This is a genomic window from Microbacterium sp. NPDC056057 (assembly GCF_042266945.1).
In the GTDB taxonomy this organism is placed as follows: domain Bacteria; phylum Actinomycetota; class Actinomycetes; order Actinomycetales; family Microbacteriaceae; genus Microbacterium; species Microbacterium trichothecenolyticum_C.
Window position 1 is genome coordinate 228,810 of sequence record NZ_JBHJWS010000002.1, and the last position, 20,975, is coordinate 249,784.

The 20,975-nt window shown below is 69.0% G+C and carries 19 protein-coding genes; 10 read left to right on the forward strand and 9 right to left on the reverse strand.

The genetic code is table 11. The features are described 5' to 3' along the window. The first annotated feature begins 206 nt into the window (after nt 1–206). A complete protein-coding gene (locus ACFC1K_RS08880; RefSeq protein ID WP_375871334.1) occupies nt 207–1,109 on the forward strand; it encodes a hypothetical protein in 903 nt (300 codons plus the stop codon). Nucleotides 1,110–1,209: 100 nt separating this feature from the next. Here ACFC1K_RS08880 and ACFC1K_RS08885 read toward each other — a convergent pair whose 3' ends face one another. The 8 genes from ACFC1K_RS08885 to ACFC1K_RS08920 form a co-directional block, all read right to left on the reverse strand. After that, nucleotides 1,210–2,325 (reverse strand): adenosine deaminase, encoded by a 1,116-nt coding sequence (locus ACFC1K_RS08885; RefSeq protein WP_375871335.1) that lies wholly within the window; start codon nt 2,323–2,325, stop codon nt 1,210–1,212. Between the two features lie 96 nt (nt 2,326–2,421). Beyond that, complete coding sequence (locus ACFC1K_RS08890; protein WP_375871336.1) at nt 2,422–3,723, reverse strand: thymidine phosphorylase; 1,302 nt, start codon at nt 3,721–3,723, stop codon at nt 2,422–2,424. Continuing rightward, nucleotides 3,720–4,121 (reverse strand): cytidine deaminase, encoded by a 402-nt coding sequence (locus ACFC1K_RS08895; RefSeq protein ID WP_310289255.1) that lies wholly within the window; start codon nt 4,119–4,121, stop codon nt 3,720–3,722. Before ACFC1K_RS08895 ends, ACFC1K_RS08890 begins: the two co-directional genes overlap by 4 nt. Nucleotides 4,122–4,217: 96 nt before the next feature. Then, nucleotides 4,218–5,498 carry an ABC transporter permease gene (locus ACFC1K_RS08900; RefSeq protein ID WP_375871337.1) on the reverse strand — a complete coding sequence of 427 codons (1,281 nt, stop codon included), beginning with the start codon at nt 5,496–5,498 and terminating at the stop codon, nt 4,218–4,220. Then, nucleotides 5,495–6,862: an ABC transporter permease gene (locus ACFC1K_RS08905; protein WP_056370639.1), complete on the reverse strand. Its 1,368-nt coding sequence runs from the start codon at nt 6,860–6,862 to the stop codon at nt 5,495–5,497. Before ACFC1K_RS08905 ends, ACFC1K_RS08900 begins: the two co-directional genes overlap by 4 nt. Continuing rightward, complete coding sequence (locus ACFC1K_RS08910) at nt 6,859–8,373, reverse strand: ABC transporter ATP-binding protein (protein WP_375871338.1); 1,515 nt, start codon at nt 8,371–8,373, stop codon at nt 6,859–6,861. The genes ACFC1K_RS08905 and ACFC1K_RS08910 overlap by 4 nt, the downstream gene beginning before the upstream one ends. Nucleotides 8,374–8,485: 112 nt before the next feature. Beyond that, entirely contained in the window at nt 8,486–9,631 is a 1,146-nt protein-coding gene (locus ACFC1K_RS08915) for a BMP family ABC transporter substrate-binding protein (RefSeq protein WP_310289245.1), read from the reverse strand. A gap of 239 nt (nt 9,632–9,870) precedes the next feature. After that, on the reverse strand, nt 9,871–10,986 hold the full coding sequence (locus ACFC1K_RS08920) for a mannose-1-phosphate guanylyltransferase (protein WP_310289243.1): 1,116 nt from the start codon (nt 10,984–10,986) through the stop codon (nt 9,871–9,873). Between the two features lie 239 nt (nt 10,987–11,225). Between ACFC1K_RS08920 and sdhC the strand changes: the two genes are divergently transcribed. The 7 genes from sdhC to trpS all read left to right on the forward strand — a co-directional run bounded on the left by sdhC (nt 11,226) and on the right by trpS (nt 18,112). Next, nucleotides 11,226–11,657 carry a succinate dehydrogenase, cytochrome b556 subunit gene (gene sdhC, locus ACFC1K_RS08925; protein ID WP_375871339.1) on the forward strand — a complete coding sequence of 144 codons (432 nt, stop codon included), beginning with the start codon at nt 11,226–11,228 and terminating at the stop codon, nt 11,655–11,657. Continuing rightward, on the forward strand, nt 11,657–12,106 hold the full coding sequence (locus tag ACFC1K_RS08930) for a succinate dehydrogenase hydrophobic membrane anchor subunit (RefSeq protein ID WP_310289239.1): 450 nt from the start codon (nt 11,657–11,659) through the stop codon (nt 12,104–12,106). Before sdhC ends, ACFC1K_RS08930 begins: the two co-directional genes overlap by 1 nt. Nucleotides 12,107–12,149: 43 nt before the next feature. After that, complete coding sequence (gene sdhA, locus ACFC1K_RS08935; protein WP_310289238.1) at nt 12,150–13,973, forward strand: succinate dehydrogenase flavoprotein subunit; 1,824 nt, start codon at nt 12,150–12,152, stop codon at nt 13,971–13,973. Then, nucleotides 13,973–14,773 (forward strand): succinate dehydrogenase iron-sulfur subunit, encoded by an 801-nt coding sequence (locus ACFC1K_RS08940; RefSeq protein ID WP_375871340.1) that lies wholly within the window; start codon nt 13,973–13,975, stop codon nt 14,771–14,773. The genes sdhA and ACFC1K_RS08940 overlap by 1 nt, the downstream gene beginning before the upstream one ends. A gap of 76 nt (nt 14,774–14,849) precedes the next feature. Continuing rightward, complete coding sequence (locus tag ACFC1K_RS08945) at nt 14,850–16,166, forward strand: YhjD/YihY/BrkB family envelope integrity protein (protein ID WP_310289236.1); 1,317 nt, start codon at nt 14,850–14,852, stop codon at nt 16,164–16,166. A gap of 41 nt (nt 16,167–16,207) precedes the next feature. After that, on the forward strand, nt 16,208–17,074 hold the full coding sequence (locus ACFC1K_RS08950; RefSeq protein ID WP_310247762.1) for an exodeoxyribonuclease III: 867 nt from the start codon (nt 16,208–16,210) through the stop codon (nt 17,072–17,074). A 30-nt stretch (nt 17,075–17,104) separates the two neighbouring features. Beyond that, nucleotides 17,105–18,112 (forward strand): tryptophan--tRNA ligase, encoded by a 1,008-nt coding sequence (gene trpS, locus ACFC1K_RS08955; RefSeq protein ID WP_375871341.1) that lies wholly within the window; start codon nt 17,105–17,107, stop codon nt 18,110–18,112. 319 nt (nt 18,113–18,431) lie between these two features. Here trpS and ACFC1K_RS08960 read toward each other — a convergent pair whose 3' ends face one another. Then, nucleotides 18,432–19,277 (reverse strand): endonuclease domain-containing protein, encoded by an 846-nt coding sequence (locus ACFC1K_RS08960; RefSeq protein ID WP_375871342.1) that lies wholly within the window; start codon nt 19,275–19,277, stop codon nt 18,432–18,434. Nucleotides 19,278–19,503: 226 nt separating this feature from the next. Here ACFC1K_RS08960 and ACFC1K_RS08965 point away from each other — a divergent pair, with 226 nt between their 5' ends. Together ACFC1K_RS08965 and ACFC1K_RS08970 are read left to right on the forward strand one after the other, a co-directional pair. After that, on the forward strand, nt 19,504–20,070 hold the full coding sequence (locus ACFC1K_RS08965; protein WP_375871343.1) for a GNAT family N-acetyltransferase: 567 nt from the start codon (nt 19,504–19,506) through the stop codon (nt 20,068–20,070). Between the two features lie 41 nt (nt 20,071–20,111). Beyond that, a complete protein-coding gene (locus tag ACFC1K_RS08970; RefSeq protein WP_375871344.1) occupies nt 20,112–20,972 on the forward strand; it encodes an Fpg/Nei family DNA glycosylase in 861 nt (286 codons plus the stop codon). Nucleotides 20,973–20,975 lie beyond the last annotated feature (3 nt).

The following is a 20,975-nucleotide window of genomic DNA, read 5'->3' on the forward strand; positions in this document are numbered from 1 at the left end:
CGCGGCAGCTCTCCGGTCGATCTGCGAAACTCCACGGAATTGCGCCGGCTGCGCCCTCGAAGGGCTCGAACGGGCCGAGAAGCACGCGGATCCGTGGAGTTCTGCCACCCGCGGCTTCTTCTCCCCAGCCCGCAATCCGCGGAGATTGTCCCCGGATCCCTCGGGCAGACCACCCCGCTCGGCGCGCGACCGATTCGCTGGGTGACGTGTCCGAACTCGAGAAGCACGCCGCCGCGCACCGCATACTCTCGGCGACGTTCCTCAGTCCCCAGGCGCTCGCCGAGCACGGCATGAGCCGGCACCGCATCGCCTGTCTCGTAGCCGACGGGCGCCTCGTCCGCACCCGGAACGGCCGCTACCTCCGCGCCGACGCCCATCCGCGACTGCTGGAGGCGAGCCGGCTCGGTGGTCGGCTCGACTGTGTCTCTCTTCTTGCGGAGATCGGTGTGTTCGTGAGGGACCGGCACCCCCTACATCTGCAGTTCACGCCCGCAACCACACGTCTACCCGTGCGGCCCGAGCAGGTCGTCGCCCATTGGCGCGAGACCGAATGCGAGAGAACAGCTCTGGCGGTCGACCTGGTCAGCGCACTCGTTCAGGCGTGTCGGTGTCAGCCTGCGCGTGATGCGGTGGCCACCCTGGACAGCGCCTGGCACTCCGAGCTCGTGGACGAGGCGGCGATCGCCGAAATCTTCCGCCGTCTGCCGCGGCGCTATCGAATCCTGCGGGACCTGCTTGACCCTCACTGCGAATCGGGGGCAGAGACGCTCATGCGCCTGCTCTTCCGGGCGCTGGGGTGCCATGTCGACGTTCAGGTCGAGCTTCCCGGCGTCGGGCGCGTCGACCTGATCATCGACGGGTGGCTCGTCGTCGAGTGCGACAGCAAGGCTCACCACGAAGACTGGAAGTCGCAGCTGCGCGACCGCCGGCGTGATATCGCCGCGGCAGGGCTGGGCTACACCACGATCCGACCCGTGGCAGAGGATATCTACTACCGCTCGGACGCGACCCTCGCGGCGATGAAGGCGATCCTCGGCGCCCACGCCGGGCGCCAGCATCCGCAGAACTCCACAACACAGACTCGGTTGAGGGACCGCAAGGCCTCATAGCCCGTCGAAAGTCGGTGATCCGTGGAGTTCTGCAGACGACGCGCGAAGAGAGCGGATGCCGCGGGCCGCGGCATCCGCTCTGCTCGAGCCGGTGGTCCGACTAGGCGTCGAAGCCGTCGGCGATGAGGTCGATGAGCTCCTCGCGCTCCTCCACGGGGAGGAAGGCGCCGGCGGCGGCGTTGAGCTGGAAGGCCTCGAGGTCGTCGAGGCCGTACTCGAAGGTCTCGGCGAGCAGCGCGAGCTCACGCGTGAGCGACGTGCGGCTCATGGTGCGGTTGTCGACGTTCACGGTGACCGCGAAGCCGAGCTGGTAGAGCAGATCGAAGGGGTGGTCCTCCATCGTCGTGCCCCAGCGCTCGATGGCGCCGGTCTGCAGGTTCGACGACGGCGACAGCTCGAGCGGGATCTCGCGGTCGCGCACCCAGCGCGCCAGGTCGCCGAACTGGACGAGCACCTCCTCGCCGGCGCGCGAGACGACCTCGAGGTCTTCGGCGAGGCGCACGCCATGGCCGAGGCGCAGCGCGCGGCCGTCGATCAGCGCCGAGCGGATCGAGTCCAGGCCGGCGGCCTCGCCCGCGTGCACGGTGGCGGGGAAGAACTCCGACGCCAGGTAGTCGAACGCGTCGCGCAGGCGCGACGGCGGGAATCCGTCCTCGGGACCCGCGATGTCGAACCCGACCGCGCCCCGGTTGCGCCAGTCCACGGCCAGCCGCGCGATCTCGAGCGAGCGGTCGCTGTGACGCATGGCCGAGATCAGCTGGCCGACACGGATGTCGTGGCCGCGGCTCTCGGCCGCGTCCTCGCCCTCCTCGATGCCCTCCTGCACCGCCGCGACCACCTCGTCGAGCGACAGCCCGCGGCCGAGGTGCTGCTCGGGGGCCCAGCGCACCTCACCGTAGATGACGCCGTCGGCGGCGAGGTCCTCGACGAACTCGCGGGCGACCCGCGTGAGGCCCTCGCGCGTCTGCATGACGCCGATGGTCAGGTCGAAGGTCTTGAGGTACTCGACGAGCGAGCCCGAGTCGCTCTTGTCGGCGAACCAGTCCGCGAGGTCGTCCGGGTCGGACTCGGGGACCTCGAACCCGATCGCGTCGGCCAGTTCGATGATCGTCGCGGGGCGCACGCCGCCGTCGAGGTGATCGTGCAGCGAGACCTTGGGCAGGCTGCGGAGCGACACTCCGTCGAGGATGGCGTCGCCGTGCTGGTCGATGGGCATGTGGGATTCTCCTCGGTTGCGATCGCGAGTCAGTGGTGTGCGGACGGATGCTGCGGCCCGGGCGCCGCGTCGGGCCCGGCGCGGGACTGACTCAGCCTAGGCGGTGATGCGTTCCAGGACGAGAGGACTGCGCTCGGGTGCGTCGGGGCCGATCTCCCACGCCCCGTCGAGGGCTTCGAGGGCGCGGTCGAACCGGGAGGCATCCTCGCCGAGAAGGGTGAACAGCGGCTGGCCGGCGCTCACCTGATCGCCGGGCTTCACGTGAAGATCGATGCCCGCCGCGTGCAGTACCGGGTCCTGCGCGCGTGCGCGTCCGGCTCCCAGGCGCCACGCGGCGATGCCGAACGGGAGCGCCTCCATGCCGGTGACGTAGCCACCCTCGGTGGCGGTGACCGTGTGCGTCTCGTTCGGGGCGGGGAGCGCAGCATCCGGATCGCCGTCCTGCGCGATGACCATCGCGCGCCAGGCGTCCATCGCACGGCCGTCCTGCAGCGCCGCCTCGACGTCGGCGTCCGGCTGGCCGGCGAGCGCGAGCATCTCGCGGGCGAGCGCCACCGTCAGCTCGACGACGTCGGCGGGGCCGCCGCCGGCGAGCACCTCGACCGACTCGCGCACCTCGTTGGCGTTGCCGATGGCGAGGCCGAGCGGCGTGTTCATGTCGGTGAGGAGCGCGGTCGTGGAGACGCCCGAGTCGGTGCCGAGCGCGACCATCGTACGGGCGAGCTCGCGCGCCCGGTCGACGTCGCGCATGAAGGCGCCGGAGCCGAACTTGACGTCGAGCACGAGCGCGTCGGTGCCCTCGGCGATCTTCTTCGACATGATGCTCGACGCGATCAGCGGGATCGCCTCGACGGTGCCGGTGACGTCACGCAGCGCATAGAGCTTCTTGTCGGCCGGGGCGAGACCCGAGCCCGCGGCGCAGATGACGGCGCCGACGCCCTGGAGCTGCGCGAACATCTCGTCGTTCGAGAGCGCAGCGCGCCAGCCCGGGATCGACTCGAGCTTGTCGAGCGTGCCGCCGGTGTGGCCGAGCCCGCGGCCCGACAGCTGCGGCACCGCGACGCCGAACGAGGCGACGAGCGGAGCCAGCGGCAGCGTGATCTTGTCGCCGACGCCGCCGGTCGAATGCTTGTCGACCGTGGGCTTGCCGAGCCCCGAGAAGCTCATCCGCTCCCCCGAGGCGATCATCGCGTCGGTCATGACGCGGATCTCGTCGCGCGTCATGCCGTTGAGGAGGACGGCCATCGCAAACGAGGCCATCTGCGAGTCGGCGACGTAGCCGCGGGTGTAGGCGTCGACCATCCAGCGCAGCGCCTGCTCCGGCACCGCACCGCCGTCGCGCTTGGTGCGGATCACGTCGACCGCGTCGAACGGCTCGACGCCCGTCGCATCGCTCATCGGGTCGCCTCCTCGAGGTCGCGGGGTCCGAACGCGTCGGGGAGCACCTCGTCGATGGTGCGGATGCCCGACACCGTCTCGAGCAGCATGCCGGGGATCGCGAATTCGAAGAGCAGCTGCCGGCAGCGGCCGCACGGCATGATCGTGTCGCCGTGGCCGTTGACGCAGACGAAGGCGACGAGGCTCCCGCCGCCCGAGTTCGCGAGTTCGCTGACGAGACCGCACTCGGCGCAGAGGGTGACGCCGTACGACGCGTTCTCGACGTTGCAGCCGGTGACGATGCGCCCGTCGGTCACGAGGGCGGCGGCGCCGACCTTGTAGCGCGAGTAGGGGGCGTAGGCCCGCTGCATCGCGTCGGTCGCCGCGGCGCGCAGCTCATCCCAGTCGATATCGGTCATGAGCGCGCTCCGTTCGCGTCGGGTCGGGTATCAGGAGGGTCGACGGATGCCGCGGCCCGGCATCCGTCGCCCTTCACACGCACGGCAGGCACCGCGTCATCCCTTGATGTATGGCTTGCCGGCGGCGGCGGGACCGCGGATCTGACCCGCGAAGCCGGCGACGGCGATGATCGTCACGACGTACGGCAGCATCAGCATGAACTCGCTGGGGATCGGCGTCCGCAGCACGGTCAGGAGGTTCTGCAGGTTCGTCGCGAACCCGAACAGCAGCGCCGCGAGGGTCGCGCGGATCGGGTCCCAGCGGCCGAAGATGACCGCCGCGAGGGCGATGAAGCCGAGGCCGGCCGTCATCTCCTTGGTGAACTGGCCCACCGAGACGAGCGTGAAGTACGCACCGCCGATGCCGGCGATCGCGCCGGCGAGCGAGACGTTCCAGAACCGGCTGGTGTTCACCTTGATGCCCACGGTGTCGGCCGCCTGCGGGTGCTCACCGACGGCGCGGAGCCGCAGGCCCCAGCGGGTGCGGTAGAGGCCCCAGGCGACGAGCGCGACCGTGATGTACATGAGGTAGACGATGAACGTCTGGTTGAACAGCACGGGTCCGATGATCGGGATGTCGCTGAGCAGCGGGATCTCCCACCGCGTGAAGCGGACCGGTCGGTTGAGGTCGGCCTCGTTCGGCACGAGCAGCGCGCCGTAGAGGAAGCCGGTCAGGCCGGTCACGAGGACGTTGAGCACGACGCCGACGATCACCTGGTCGACGAGGTACTTGATGGAGAACGCCGCCAGCACGAACGCCACGAGAACGCCGCCCACCATCGCGCCCACGAGCCCGACGAACGGGTTGTGGGTGATGCTCGCCAGCAGCGCGGCGCTGAACGCACCGAACAGGAACTGACCCTCGATCGCGACGTTGACGACGCCGACCCGCTCGCCGATGACGCCTCCGAGGGCACCGAAGATCAGCGGGACCGACAGCGACAGTGCGCCGAACAGAAGGCCGGTGACGGGCACGAGCCCACCCGCGGCCGCCCACACGAGGAACGCGAACACGGCGAGGAGGCTGAACACGATCGGCAGCCAGAGGCCCGTGCGGCGGTAGTTCGCCGAGTCCCAGAACGCCCAGAGCGTCAGGAGCACGAGGACGCCGATCAGGACCCAGCAGGTCACGGCGGTCGGGAAGCTCACGTTCGGCAGACCGATCGACGAGCTCGGGTCGCTCAGCCGGAAGGTGCTGATGCCGTTGCGCGGGACGAACAGGAAGAGGAGAGCCAGCAGGGCCGTCGCGATCGCGAGGGTCACCGCCAGCTTCAGGTGGCGCACCTTCACGGTGGCCAGCTGGATCGTCCCGTCGGGAGCAGGAGCGAGCGCGGTCATGCGGACACCGCCTTCTTCGCGGCCTTGGCTCTCGCCTTGGCGGCCTTCTCGGCATCGGTCTTCGGCAGGAAGAAGATCGTGCGGATGAGCGGCGGCGCCGCGATGAACAGGACGATGAGCGACTGCACGACGAGCACGATGTCGACGGGGATGCCCTGCGAGGCCTGCATCGTGAACGAACCCGCCTTCAGCGCGCCGAACAGGATGCCGGCGGCGAACACGCCCCAGGCACGGCTGCGGCCGAGGAGGGCGACGGTGATGGCGTCGAAGCCGATGCCCGCGTCGATGTACCCGTCGAAGCCGGTGGTCACCGAACCCTGGATCTGGTTCATGCCGGCGAGGCCCGCGAGTCCACCGGCGAAGAGCATCGCGTAGATGTACATCCGCTGCACCGAGATGCCGGACGCCCGGGCCGCGTGCGGGTTCTCGCCGACGGCGCGGAGCCGGAAGCCGAGACTCGAACGCTCCACCAGCCACCACACGAACACGGTGGCCGCGATGACGATCACGAAGCCCCAGTCGAGCAGGGGGAACCGGGGCCCGAGCAGGTCGGGGAACTGCGCGTTCGCCGGCGTCGCCGACGAGATCGGCTGGTCGCCCGCCGGGCGCTGCAGGATGCCGGGGGTGCGCACCATCCACGTCACGAGGTAGAACGCGACGTAGTTGAGCATGATGGTGAGGATCACCTCGTGGGCGCCGGTGCGCGCCTTCAGCACACCGACGATGCCACCCCAGATCGCACCGCCGGCGATACCCGCCGCGAGCGTGAGGGGAAGCTGGAGGAACATCGGCAGGTTCAGGTTGAACGTGAACAGCGCCGCCGTCGCACACGCGATGAGGATCTGGCCGCGACCACCGATGTTGAACAGGCCCACGCGGAACGCCAGCGCCACGCCGAGGCCTGCGGCGATCAGCGGGGCGGCGAAGCCGAGCGTGTTGGTGAGCGGTCGGATCTGCGTCGCGAAGTCGTTCGCCCGGGGGTTGTAGATCGCCCCGCGGAAGAGTGCCTCGTAACCGCCGTACACCGCGTTCCAGACGGCGCCGAGGGTGTCGCCGGGTCGCGCGAAGAAGTAGCCGGACGCCGCCTGGACGTCCTCGTTCGTGATCGCCATCAGGATGCCGCCCACGACCATCGCCACGACGATCGCGAGCACCGTGGTCACCCAGTTGCTGCGCAGCAGCTCCTTGATGAAGACGTTCTGCCGCGGCGGCGGGGGCACCTCGCCGTCGACGGCACCGGGCGCGTCGGGCGTGGGGGCGGGGAGATCCGGCGAACCCGTGAGGGGGCCCGACACGGACGGGAGCTGATCAGCCGGCAGCCCCTTGAGCGGGTCGCCGCTCGCAGCGGGGTTCTGGTCGTTCACGCGACGGCCTCCTCGGGCTTCTCGCCGGCCATCATGAGGCCGAGAACGTCTCGGGGGGTGTCGCCGGGCACGATGCCGACGATCGCTCCGCGGTACATCACCGCGATGCGGTCGGCGAGGGCCGCGACCTCGTCGAGCTCGGTGGAGACGACGACGACCGGGATGCCGGCATCCCGCGTCTCGACGATGCGTTTGTGGATGAACTCGATCGAGCCGACGTCGACGCCGCGCGTGGGCTGCGCCGCGACGAGCAGCTTCAGCTCGCGGCTCATCTCGCGGGCGATCACGACCTTCTGCTGGTTTCCGCCCGAGAGCGTCCCGGCGGGGACGTCGGGGCCCTGGGTGCGGATGTCGTACTCGGTGATGCGGGCCTTGGCGAAGTCCTCGAGCACGCCGCGGCGGATCGTGCCGCCCGACACGAAGGCCTTGTCGCCGGACCGGTCGAGGATGAGGTTCTCAGCCACCGTGAAGGTGCCCACGAGTCCGTCCTCGGTGCGGTCCTCGGGCACGAACCCGACGCCCTCGTCAAGGATCCCGCGCACGCTCTTGCCGACGAGCTCGACGCCGTCGAGCTCGATCGAGCCGCTCACGCGCTCCCCGAGGCCCACCATGGCCTCGATGAGCTCGGTCTGGCCGTTGCCCTGAACGCCCGCGACCGCGAGGATCTCGCCCGGCCGGACGTCGAAGCTCACGTCCTCCACGACGACGGTGCCGTTCGCGGTGACGACACGGAGATCTCGCACCTCGAGTCCGCCCTCGCCGCGCTGGGGCGGGTTCTTGTGGACGGTGAGCTCGACCGCGCGGCCGACCATGAGGGACGCGAGCTCCGCGTTGGAGGCGGTCGGCGAGGCCTCGCCCACGACCTTGCCGAGCCGGATGACGGTGATGCGATCGGCGACGGCGCGCACCTCGCGCAGCTTGTGGGTGATGAAGACGATCGAGGTGCCCTCATCACGCAGCTGCCTCATGATCGTCATGAGCTCGTCGGTCTCCTGCGGCGTCAGCACGGCGGTCGGCTCGTCGAACACGAGCACCTTCGCGTCGCGCGACAGGGCCTTGATGATCTCGACCCGCTGCTGCACGCCCACGGGGAGATCGCCGACGATGGCGTCGGGATCGACCTCGAACCCGAAGCGGTCGGCGACGGAGCGCACGTGCTGGCGGGCCTTGGCGAGATCGAGGGCGCCCAGCGCCTTCGTGTTCTCGTGGCCGAGCATCACGTTCTCGGCGACGGTGAAGACCGGGATGAGCATGAAGTGCTGGTGCACCATGCCGATGCCCGAGTTCATCGCGTCGCCGGGGCCTCGGAAGTGCTGGACGACGTCGTCCAGCAGGATCTCGCCCTCATCGGCCTGGTACAGGCCGTAGAGCACGTTCATGAGTGTGGATTTGCCGGCGCCGTTCTCGCCGAGAAGGGCATGGATCTCACCCGGCTGGACCACGAGATCGATGTGGTCGTTCGCGACGAGGGACCCGAAACGCTTCGTGATCCCACGGAGCTCGAGCTTCATATGTGCACCCTATATATGCTGTCGGCCGCGGCGCCATCCATCTGATGGCGGCGGGGAAGAACGCGGCCGGGTGGAGTCGTCCACCCGGCCGCGTTCCGCTGTTCCTGCTGCCTTACGGCGAGCTGGGCGAGGTCACCTCGAGGTCGCCCGAGATGATCTGCTCCTGGAGGGCGGCGAGCTCATCGAGCAGGCCCTCCGGCAGCTGCGACTCGAACGAGCCGAAGCCCGACAGGCCCACGCCCTCGTTCTCGAGCGTGCCGATGTAGGTGGCCGGGTCGAAGTCGCCCGACGACGCCTCCATGGTCGCCTGGTAGACGGCCTCGTCGATGCGCTTCATGATCGAGACCAGCACCATGTCGGCGACCGAGGGGTCGGCCTTGGCCAGGTCGGAGTCGACACCCAGCATGACCGTGCCGCTGCCGGCGTCGGTGATGGCGTCGCGCGCGCTCTGGTAGATCGGGCCGCCGACCGGGAGGATCACGTCGACGCCCTGGTCGAGGATGCCCTGCGCGGTCTGCTTGGCGGTGTCGTTGGCGGCGAAGCCACCGGTCATCGAGCCCTCCTGGGCGTCGACGTCCCAGCCGAAGGTCTCGACCGCGGCGCCCTTGTCTTCGTTGTACTTCTCGACACCGTCGATGAAGCCGTCCATGAAGATGGTGACGGGCGGGATCGGGATGCCGCCGAAGGTGCCGACCTTGTTGACGCCGGCCTGCGCCGACCACGCGGCCGCGGCGTAGCCGCCGAGGTACGCGGCCTGGACGGTGTCGAACAGGAGCGGCTTGATGTTCGGCGCGTCGGTCTTGCCGTCGCCGGTCTCCTTGCCGTCGTCACCCGTCTTGCCGCTGTTGTCGGCGCGGTCGTCGATGATGGCGTAGTTCACGTCGGGGTTCGCGAGCGCGGAGGCGACCGTGTCGGCCGACAGCTTGAAGCCGACCGAGATGATGAACGTGCAGCCCTCGGCGATGAGGTTCTCGAGGTTCGGGGCGTAGTCGTTCGCCGAGCTGGACTCGACCTCGATGGGCTTGACGCCGAGCTCCTCGGCGGCGCGGTCCATGCCTTCCTTGGCGGACTGGTTGAACGACTTGTCGTTGAAGCCGCCGTCGTCCGACACGAGGCAGGGGGTGAAGCCCTCGACGACGTTTCCGGCGTCTCCCGTGGATTCCGTCTCCTCAGGGGCGGAGCCGCAGCCGGCGAGGGCGATCAGCATGCCCGCGGCGACGGTGACGCCGACGAGCTTCTTGGTGCGTGAGATGGTCAACTCAGCCTCCACTACGTTCCCCCGCGTCCTTCACGGGGACTGCACAAAGTTACCCACTGTGACGGCGCGGTTGCATGCATCGTGAGGCGTCGTTCGCGAAAGGTTACAAAGACGCAATATCCCGCTCAGATGAGCAGACGATCAGGGAAAACGGTCCCCACGCCCACTCCACGCATCGCTGGCGCGATCCGCGGAGCCTCCGGGCGCGTGGGCCCAGCCGCGGGCCGCAGCATCCGTTTTCACAGAACTTCGCCGCGTCCGCTGAGCTTGAGTGCGTCGACGACGCCCTTCACGCGCTGCGCGTGCTCGCTCGTGGTGACCAGGAGCGCGTCCTCGGTGTCGACCACGACGATGTCGCGGACTCCGATGAGGCTGATGACCCGGCGGGTCTGGCTCACGACGATGCCGCTGGCCGCATCGGAGAGGATGCGGGCGTTCTCGCCGAGGATCGCGAGGTCGTTCTTGCGACCGTGGGAGTTGAGCTTGGCGAGGCTCGCGAAGTCGCCCACATCGTCCCAGTCGAAGTGCCCGGGGATGACGGCGAGGCGCCCCTTCGCGGCCGCGGGCTCGGCGACGGTGTAGTCGATCGCGATCTTCTTGAGCGTCGGCCAGACCCGGTCGACCACCGGTCCGCGCTCGTCGCGGTCGTCCCATGCCTCGGCGAGGTCCATGAGGCCCGCGTAGAGGTGAGGCTCGTTCTCGGCGATCTCGCCGAGCAGCACGTCGGCGCGCGAGATGAACATGCCGGCGTTCCAGAGATAGTTGCGGTCGGCGAAGTACTCCTTCGCCGTCTCGAGATCGGGCTTCTCGACGAAACTCTCGACCAGCGCGGCCTCGGGCGCTCCCTCGACCTTCAGCGCGTCGCCCTTCTTGATGTAGCCGAACCCGACGGACGGCTCGGACGGCTGGATGCCGATCGTGCAGATGTACCCCTCGCGCGCGGTGGAGACCGCCTGGTTCACCGCCCACTCGAACAGCTGCGGCACGCGGATGACGTGGTCGGCGGCGAACGAGCCGATGATCACGTCGGGCTCGCGACGAGAGAGGATCGCGGCGGCCAAGCCGATCGCGGCCGTCGAGTCGCGGGGCTCCGACTCCAGGAAGACGTTCTTGTCGGGGATACCGGGCAGCTCCTTCTCCACCGCCGCACGGTGCGCGCGCCCGGTCACGACGGCGATGCGGTCGGGTCCGGCGAGAGGCTCCAGCCGGTTCCAGGTGTCGCCCAGCAGCGTGTGGCCCGAGCCGGTGAGGTCGTGGAGGAACTTCGGCGCGTCGGCGCGCGACAGCGGCCACAGCCGGCTGCCGATGCCGCCGGCGGGGATCACGGCGTAGAAGTCGTCGATGGGTCCGGGCATGGCACCCAGGGTAGCCGGATCGGCGAAACAACCGGGGTTCTTTCCAGCGGTGAAGATCCCTCCGGATGGAGGGGTCGTAAGGGTCGCCTTCGTCGACCGTCCGCGAAATGCGGGAATAGGATGGACGCAGCGCCCGCGTGACGCCGACGGCCCGAAGCCCACGGTTCCGGGCCCTCTTCGGGGGCCGTCCTCGCAGTCCGAGGCCAGCCCCATCGTGTTTCGATCCAAGGAGGACGGACGTGTCTGCACCAGCACGCGTCACACCGTCGGTATCCGAGACCACTTCCCGAGTTCCTCGCGGCACCCTGTACCGCGGGAACGAAGGCATGTGGTCGTGGGTGCTGCACCGCATCACCGGCGTCGCCATCTTCTTCTTCCTGCTCGTCCACATCCTCGACACGGCGCTCATCCGGGTGTCGCCCGAGGCGTACGACGCGGTGATCGGCACGTACAAGAACCCGGTGATGGCCCTGGGCGAGGTCGCCCTGGTCGGCGCCATCGCGTACCACGCGTACAACGGTCTGCGCACCATCCTGGTCGACATGTGGTCGTGGGCCACCCGCCACCAGCGCCAGCTGTGGTGGGGCGTGCTGGGCCTGTGGGTCGTGACGATGCTGGGCTTCGTCCCGCGTCACCTCATGCTCGCCTTCGCTCCGGGAGGGGGCCACTGATGACCGCCATCGCCGATCCGCGCGCTCCGCGCGCCACCGTCCGCCGCCGGGGCGCCAACCTCGAGAAGTGGGGCTGGGTCTACATGCGCGCCTCGGGCGTGCTGCTCGTGGTCCTCATCTTCGGGCACCTCTTCGTGAACCTGATGGTCGGCGAGGGCATCCACGGTATCGACTTCGCCTTCGTCGTCGGCAAGTACGCCACGCCGTTCTGGCAGTGGTGGGACGTCCTCATGCTGTGGCTCGCGCTGATCCACGGCGCGAACGGCATGCGCACGATCGTCAACGACTACGTCACCCACTCCGGCACGCGCCGCGTGCTGGTCTGGGCGCTCGGCCTCGCCGCGGCGTTCCTGATCGTGCTCGGCACATTGGTCGTCTTCACCTTCGACCCGTGCCTCGGCTTCGACGCCGACACCGCGTCCGACCTCATCGTCAGCATCTGCGCCTAGCGTTCGGGCGACACCCGAGCATCGACCACCGAAAGCACACAGCGTGAGCACTGAGACCACCGACAGCTACGTCAAGGACGGCGTCCACTACCACCAGTTCGACATCGTCATCGTGGGCGCCGGCGGCGCCGGCATGCGCGCCGCCATCGAGGCGGGCCCCGGGGCGAAGACGGCCGTCATCTCGAAGCTGTACCCCACCCGCTCGCACACCGGCGCGGCGCAGGGCGGTATGGCGGCGGCACTCGCCAACGTCGAAGAGGACTCCTGGGAGTGGCACACCTTCGACACCGTCAAGGGCGGCGACTACCTCGTCGACCAGGACGCGGCCGAGATCCTCGCGAAAGAGGCCATCGACGCGGTCATCGACCTCGAGAACATGGGCCTGCCGTTCAACCGCACGCCCGAGGGCAAGATCGACCAGCGCCGATTCGGCGGCCACACCGCCGACCACGGCAAGACTCCTGTGCGCCGTGCCTGCTACGCCGCCGACCGCACCGGCCACATGATCCTGCAGACGCTGTTCCAGAACTGCGTCAAGCTCGGCATCAACTTCTTCAACGAGTTCTACGTGCTCGACCTCATCACGGTCGGCGAGGGCACCGACAAGCAGATCGCGGGAGTCGTCGCCTACGAGCTCGCCACGGGTGACCTCCACGTCTTCCAGTCGAAGGCCGTCATCTTCGCGACGGGCGGCTTCGGCAAGATCTTCAAGACGACCTCGAACGCGCACACCCTCACCGGTGACGGCGTCGGCATCATCTGGCGCAAGGGACTGCCGCTGGAGGACATGGAGTTCTTCCAGTTCCACCCGACCGGTCTCGCCGGGCTCGGCATCCTCCTCACCGAAGGTGCCCGCGGTGAAGGCGCGATCCTGCGCAACGTGAGCGGCGAGCGGTTCATGGAGCGCTACGCCCCGACCATCAAGGACCTCGCCCCGCGCGACATCGTCAGCCGGTGCATGGTGCAGGAGGTCGCAGAGGGCCGCGGCGCCGGACCCCACCGCGACTACGTGCTGCTGGACTGCACGCACCTGGGCGCCGAGGTGCTCGAGACGAAGCTCCCCGACATCACCGAGTTCGCGCGCACCTATCTCGGCGTCGACCCGGTGGTCGAGCCGGTGCCCGTCATGCCGACGGCGCACTACGCGATGGGCGGCATCCCCACGAACAACGACGCGCAGGTGCTGAGCGACAACACCACCGTCGTGCCCGGCCTGTACGCCGCCGGCGAGTGCGCGTGCGTCTCGGTGCACGGCTCGAACCGCCTCGGCACCAACTCCCTGCTCGACATCAACGTCTTCGGCAAGCGCGCGGGCCGCAACGCGGTCCAGTACGTCCAGACCGCCGACTTCGTTCCGCTCCCGGAAGACCCCGCCGCCGAGGTGCGCAACCTCATCGAGGGCCTCCGCAACAACCCGGGCACCGAGCGCATCGCCGTCCTCCGCAAGACGCTGCAGGACGAGATGGACCGCAAGGCCCAGGTGTTCCGCACGGACGAGTCGCTGGGCGAGGTGCTCCTCACGATCGAAGAGCTGCGCGAGCGGTACAAGAACGTCCACGTCGACGACAAGGGCAAGCGGTTCAACACCGACCTGCTCGAGGCCGTCGAGCTCGGCTTCCTCCTCGACATCGCCGAGGTCGTCGTCGTCACTGCGAAGAACCGCCAGGAGAGCCGCGGCGGCCACATGCGCGACGACTTCCCCCAGCGCGACGACGAGAACTACATGCAGCACACCATGGCGTACCTGTCGGGCGACCCGCACTCGTCGAACGCCGAGGACCACATCCGCCTGGGCTGGAAGCCCGTCGTCTTCACGAAGAACGAAAAGGGCGAGTTGAACTACCCGCCGATGGAGAGGAAGTACTGATGGCGACCTCGGTCACCGACGTCATCGAGCGCACCGACGCCGACGCGCCCGTCCGCGCAGAGGAGTCCGCGAACGACACCGGCATCCAGTCGTTCCTCGTCACCTTCATCATCCGGCGCTTCGACCCCGAGGTCGACGAGGAGCCGCGCTGGGTCGACTACGACGTCGAGCTGTACTCGACGGACCGCGTGCTGGACGCCCTGCACAAGATCAAGTGGGAGGTCGACGGCTCGCTGACGTTCCGCCGCTCGTGCGCCCACGGCATCTGCGGCTCCGACGCGATGCGCATCAACGGCCGCAACCGGCTCGCGTGCAAGACGCTCATCAAGGACCTTGACATCTCGCAGCCGATCTACGTCGAGGCCATCAAGGGCCTGCCGCTCGAGAAGGACCTCGTCGTCGACATGGAGCCCTTCTTCGCCTCCTACCGCGAGGTGCAGCCGTTCCTCATCGCGAACTCGACGCCCGAGAAGGGCAAGGAGCGCTTCCAGTCGATCGTCGACCGGGAAGTCTTCGACGACACGACGAAGTGCATCCTCTGCGCCGCGTGCACGTCGTCGTGCCCCGTCTTCTGGACCGACGGCCAGTACTTCGGCCCCGCGGCCATCGTCAACGCGCACCGCTTCATCTTCGACTCGCGCGACGACGCGGGCGACGTGCGCCTCGACATCCTCAACGACAAGGAAGGCGTATGGCGCTGCCGCACGACCTTCAACTGCACCGAGGCGTGCCCGCGCGGCATCGAGGTCACCAAGGCGATCGCCGAGGTCAAGCAGGCGGTCCTCCGCGGGCGCCCGTAACCGCGGTTCTCTTTCAGGCAGACGGATGCCGCATCGCTGAGCAATGCGGCATCCGTCTGTCGCTAATCTGAACACCGTGACGCACACTCCCCCGCCCGATGCCCGTGCGGCAGCGGACGCCGCGCAGCGCGAGGAGGAGTCGCTCCGCGAACGGTGGGAGACGACCGAGCAGAGCCTCCGGCAGCGATTCGACGCGCCGATCAGCCGTGCGACGCGGCTGACGCAGGCGACCATGGCGTGGTTCCCCGTCCGGGTGTGGCGCCACTTCCTCATCGAGAACGGGTTCCTGCTCGCGGCCGGCGTCAGCTACGTCGCGCTGTTCGCGTGCTTCGCCGCGATCTACGTCGTGTTCGCGATCGCCGGGATCTGGCTGGGCGGAAGCCCGGATGCCGTCAACGCCCTCATCGACCTGATCAACGTCTACATCCCGGGACTCATCGCGCCGTCCGGCGGCCTGTTCACCAACGAACAGGTGCAGGAGATCGCGTCACAGAACTCCGGCGTCCTGGGCTGGACGGGCATCATCGCCCTCGGCGCCCTCATCTGGACGGCGATCGACTGGGTCACCTACTCCCGCCGCGCCGTGCGCGAGCTCTTCGCCATCCCGCCCGATCGACGCAGCTACTTCCTGCTCAAGGCGCGCGACTTCCTTGCGGCGCTCATCTTCGGCGCCGCGCTCGTTCTGGGCGCCGCTCTGAGCACGGTCGGAACGCTGGCGATGAACTGGATCTTCTCGCTGATCGGGTGGAAGGACACCAGCGCGCTCACCACGATCACGGTGAGCATCGGTTCCCTGCTGATCGGATTCGCGGTGACCTCGACTGCGCTCGTCGGCTTCTTCCGCTTCCTCACCGGCACGAAGCTGCCGTGGCGCCGCATCTGGCCGGGTGCCATGCTCGGCGGGGCCGGCATCTCGGTGCTCCAGCTCGGTGCCGGTCTGCTGCTGAGCTACACGCCCTCCAACCCGCTGCTGGCGACGTTCGCGATCTTCATCGGGATGCTGCTGTGGTTCCGGCTGCTCGGGATCGTCATGCTCGTCGCCGCCGCCTGGATCGCCGTCGCGGCGAAGGACCGCGATGTCGTGCTGCTGCCGCAGACCGACGCCGAGCGTGTCGCGGCCGAGCACGCGGCTCTGCTCGTGGCCGCACGGGTGCGGCTGCGCACCGCGCAGGACGCGCGCGACCAGGCGCCGTGGTACCGCGCATGGGTCGCCGACCGCGCCGTGCGCGAGGCAGAGGACGAGCTGAGCCAGGTCGAAGCGGCGACACCGGCGGTGCCGGCGCGGAACGGCGCCGCACCGGGGCGGGCGTCGGTCCCCACGTCGTCGGCCGACGCGACGCCGAGCAAGCCGTCCAAGCGCGGCCGGCCGCCCCGCGCCCAGGACAACGGCTGACGCGTCGTCCGGTGTCGGCGGCCCCGGATAGTCTTGCCGTCGTGTCTCGCCGTGTTCGCATCGCCTCTGTCAACGTCAACGGAATCCGCGCGGCGACGCGCAAGGGCATGCTCGAGTGGCTCGACGCCGCCGACATCGACGTGATGGCGCTTCAGGAGGTCCGCGCGACCGAAGACGAGCTGCGCGCGGCGCTCCCGGGCTGGGAGATCGTCAACGACGAGGCTCTCGCGAAGGGCCGCGCCGGCGTGGCCGTGGCCAGCCGCATCCCGTCGGTGGAGGTGCGCCGCGTGCTCGGCCCCGCCGCCGAGGACGCGGCCGAGGTGCTCGACAGCGCCGGCCGCTGGATCGAGGCCGACTTCGACATCGACGGTGAGCGCCTGATCGTCGTGAGCGCCTACGTGCACACCGGCGAGGCCGACACCCCCAAGCAGGACGCGAAGTGGGCCTTCCTCGACGCGATGGAGACACGGATGCCGCAGCTCGAGGCCGCATCCCCGCTCGCGCTCGTCATGGGCGACCTCAACGTCGGCCACCGGGAGTTCGACATCCGCAACTGGAAGGGCAACGTCAAGAAGGCCGGGTTCCTCCCCCGCGAGCGCGCGTACTTCGACCGGTTCTTCGGCGAGGAGGGCGCGGAGGTCACCGGCGCGGACGGCTCGACCGGCCCCGGCCTCGGCTGGGTCGACATCGGCCGCCGCTTCCACGGCGACGTCGACGGCCCCTACACGTGGTGGTCGATGCGCGGGCGCGCGTTCGACAACGACACCGGGTGGCGCATCGACTACCACCTCGCGACGCCCGAGCTCGGCGCCCGGGTCGCCGACTACCGGGTGGTGCGCGCGCCCTCGTGGGACACGCGCTGGAGCGACCACTCCCCCGTCGTCGCCGACTACTCGATCGGGCGCTGAGGCGCAGCATCCGCTCTATAGACTTTTCGGATGAGTAGATCCCGCCTGTACTCCGGCATGCAGCCCTCCGCCGACTCCCTTCAGATCGGCAACTACATCGGGGCTCTCATGCAGTGGCGCGACCTGCAGGAGTCGTACGACGCGTTCTTCTCGGTGGTCGACCTGCACGCGATCACGGTCGCGCAGGACCCCGAGCACCTGCGCGAGAAGACGCGCCGCACCGCCGCGCAGTACATCGCCGCGGGCATCGAGCCCTCGAAGTCGACGCTGTACGTGCAGTCGCACGTGCCCGCGCACGCCGAGCTGGCGTGGATCCTGTCGACGATCACGGGCTTCGGCGAGGCCGGGCGCATGACGCAGTTCAAAGACAAGTCCTCGCGCTACGGCTCGGACGCGACCTCGGTGGGTCTGTTCACGTACCCGGTGCTGATGGCCGCCGACATCCTGCTGTATCAGACCGACATCGTGCCCGTCGGCGACGACCAGAAGCAGCACGTCGAGCTCACCCGCGACCTGGCCGAGCGCTTCAACAGCCGCTTCGGCGAGACGTTCCGGGTGCCGATGCCGGTCATCCAGCAGGAGACGGCCCGCATCTACGACCTGCAGAACCCCACCGCGAAGATGTCGAAGTCGGCGGAGTCCGATGCCGGCGTGCTGTGGCTGCTCGACGACCCGGCGGTCTCGGCCAAGAAGATCATGCGCGCCGTCACCGACTCCGAGGGCTCGGTGCGCTACGACCGCGAGGCCAAGCCCGGCGTCTCGAACCTGCTCGTGATCTACGCCGCCCTCACCGGCCGCCAGATCCCGTCCATCGAGGACGAGTACGCGGGCCGCGGGTACGGCGACTTCAAGAAGGGCCTCGCCGAGGTCGTCGTCAACGAGTTCGGCCCGGTGCGCGAGCGTGCGCTGCAGATGCTCGACGACCCCTTCGAGCTCGACCGCGTCCTCGCCGTCAACGCCGGCAAGGCGTCCGAGGTCGCCGAGCGCACGCTCGGCGACGTCTACGACAAGGTCGGCCTCCTCCGCCGCTCCCGCTGACCGGAACGGATGTTGCGGCCGCGGGGCGCGGCATCCCCCAGGCTGCCTGGGCGTCTTCGGTCCGGTTCGCTGCGTTCGCAACTCAGGATGATTCCGTCGCCCGGCGACGCGGAGCCCCCCAGGTCGTGACCATCCTGAGTTGCGAGCATCAGGGATGGTCCCGGCGCCCGGGCGAGCGAGTTCACAAGCCTTGCCACCCGAGGCCCTCCCCGGTTCGCAACTCAGGATGGATACAGCGTTCAGGCGCTTCGCGTTCTCGCTCCGCGCATCGGTCCTGAGTTGCGAACCGCGACAGCCGCTTGAGACCGCGATGGGGCGGTCAGCGCTTGGTGCGCTGCGTGAGCAAACCCCGCAACGCGGCCAGCACGTCATCCGGGCGAAAGAGGATGTCACTCGCCGTGAGTCTGAGGACGGCGTAGCCCTGCCGCGCCAGCTCTAGGTCACGCTGGTAGTCCTTGACCTGCTGATCCCAGTCCGAGTGGAACTCCTTGCTGTCGCACTCGATGACGAGCCAGCCGTCTGCGACGAGATCGACGAACCCGACATTCTCGAACTCCACCTGCAAGCGTGTCGAGCAACCGAGGCCGGCGAGCATCAGTCGCACGAGGGTCTCAGGACCTGACTGTGCCCGGCCGTCGACGAGCGATGCCAGCACCGCATACTTCGCGGGCAGGATCTCGAAGATTGATGACAGCTGCTCGGAGCGGATCAGCTTCTTGTTGAGCGCGCTGTCGATCGACGCGATCACCGCGCGTGGCGGCTGGCAGAGCACCGCGTGCGCCAAAGCGACAACAAGGTCGGTGCACGTTGCGGCACCGGGGTCGTTCGGCATGGCGAGCCAGTGCAAACGCGTGCCGTGGAGCTTCTTCAGGTCCAGCTTCCTTCGGCGGTCGTGCGGCGAACGCATACGGCTCATTCGTGTGTCGAGGTGCACGTGCAGACGCGCATTCGTCTCCACGAAGACTTCGAGATGCTGGAGGAGGGACAGGCAGGTCAGACGTCCGCCGACGCGGACCGCCCGGACCACAGCATCCGGCGTCTCCGGCGGAAGATAGCGGTCACGTCGGGCACGGATCAGTGCGCCCGCGCGGACGGCCGCCGTGATGTCACGCGCGGTCATGCCATCGGCCATCAGATCGCGACGGGTCCGGTGAGTCGTCCACATGATCACCGACCCTCGCGCTGTCGCGCACCGGCGGTCGTCGGGCGCGTTGAATCTGGGGATGGCCATCGTTCCCCGCGACTTGTGGAGGAGCCGGCATGTTCACAATTCAGGATCATCGCTCCACGGCCGACGTCCATCACCCGGAATCGCGCGGACCCCGCGCGCAGAGATCACGCCCGTCCTGAGTTGCGAACTGAGGGGCCTGTCCGGCACTTAGGCTGTGCGGATGGAGCCCGTGACCCTGCGCACCGCGCGCCTGGAGCTGTCCGCGCCGCGCGCGGAGGACGTGGACGCCGTGTACGCGGCGTGCCAGGACCCCGACATCCAGCGGTACACGCGGGTGCCCTCGCCATATGCGCGCGAGGATGCCGAGAAGTTCATCGACGCGGTCGCAGAGCAGTGGGCGGGCGAGCTGCACCGCACCTGGGTGATCCGCGACGGCGCGACGCTCGTCGGAACCATCGGGTTCTACCGCCTCGATGGGCAGGGCAACGGAGAGATCGGGTACTGGGTCGCGCCGGACCAGCGTGGCGGCGGGCGCCTCCGCGAAGCCGCGAACGCGGTGATCGACTGGGCCTTCTCGCCTGACGGCGCAGGCCTCACCCGCATCGAATGGCGCGCCGTCGTCGGCAACGAGCCGTCGGCGCGCGTCGCCCGCGCTCTGGGCTTCCGCTTCGAGGGCACCCTGCGGCAGGCGCTCGTGAGCGTGAGGCACCGCGACGACGGCTGGATCGCGGCTCTCCTGACGACGGACGAGCGGACGCCTCAGCCCTGGCCGGTGCTCGAGGACTGACGACCGGCCCGCGTGTCGCCGCGGCATGGCAGGATGAGCGCATGCCCGAGATGCCCGAGGTGCAGGGACTCGTCGACTTCCTCCGCGAGCGGCTCACCGGCGTGCAGATCATGCGGGCGACCGTCGCGAACATCGCGGCGCTGAAGACGTACGACCCGCCGATCGACGCGCTGCATGGGCAGGAGATCACGGGAGCCTCGCGCCACGGCAAGTTCATCGACCTCGCCACGACCGGCCCGCACCTCGTGTTCCACCTCGCCAAAGCCGGGTGGCTGCGCTGGTACGACGAGCTGCCGAAGACGATCATCCGCCCGGGCAAGACCCCGATCGCGCTGCGCGTCGCGCTCTCGGACGGCGCCGGGTTCGATCTCACCGAGGCGGGCACGAAGAAGTCCCTCGCGGTCTATGTCGTGCGCGACCCGTCGGACGTCCCCGGCGTCGCACGGCTCGGCCCCGACCCTCTGGACGCCTCCTTCACCCGCGACACCTTCGCCGAGCTCCTCGCCGGCCGTCGCACCCAGATCAAGGGGGTGCTGCGCGACCAGATGATCATCGCGGGGGTCGGCAACGCGTACTCCGACGAGATCCTGCACGCGGCGAAGATGTCGCCGTATGCGCTGGCCTCCTCACTGGCCGACGACGACATCACGCGCCTGTTCGACGCGATGACCGAGACGCTGACGGATGCTGTCGCCGAGGCATCCGGAAAGCCACCGGCCGAGCTGAAGGACGCGAAACGCCGGGGCATGCAGGTCCACGGGCGTCGCGGCGAGAAATGCCCGGTCTGCGGCGACGAGGTGCGGAGCGTCTTCTTCGCGGACAACTCGCTCGAGTACTGCCCCACCTGCCAGACCGGCGGGAAGATCCTCGCCGACCGCCGCCTCTCGCGCCTCCTGAAATAGCCC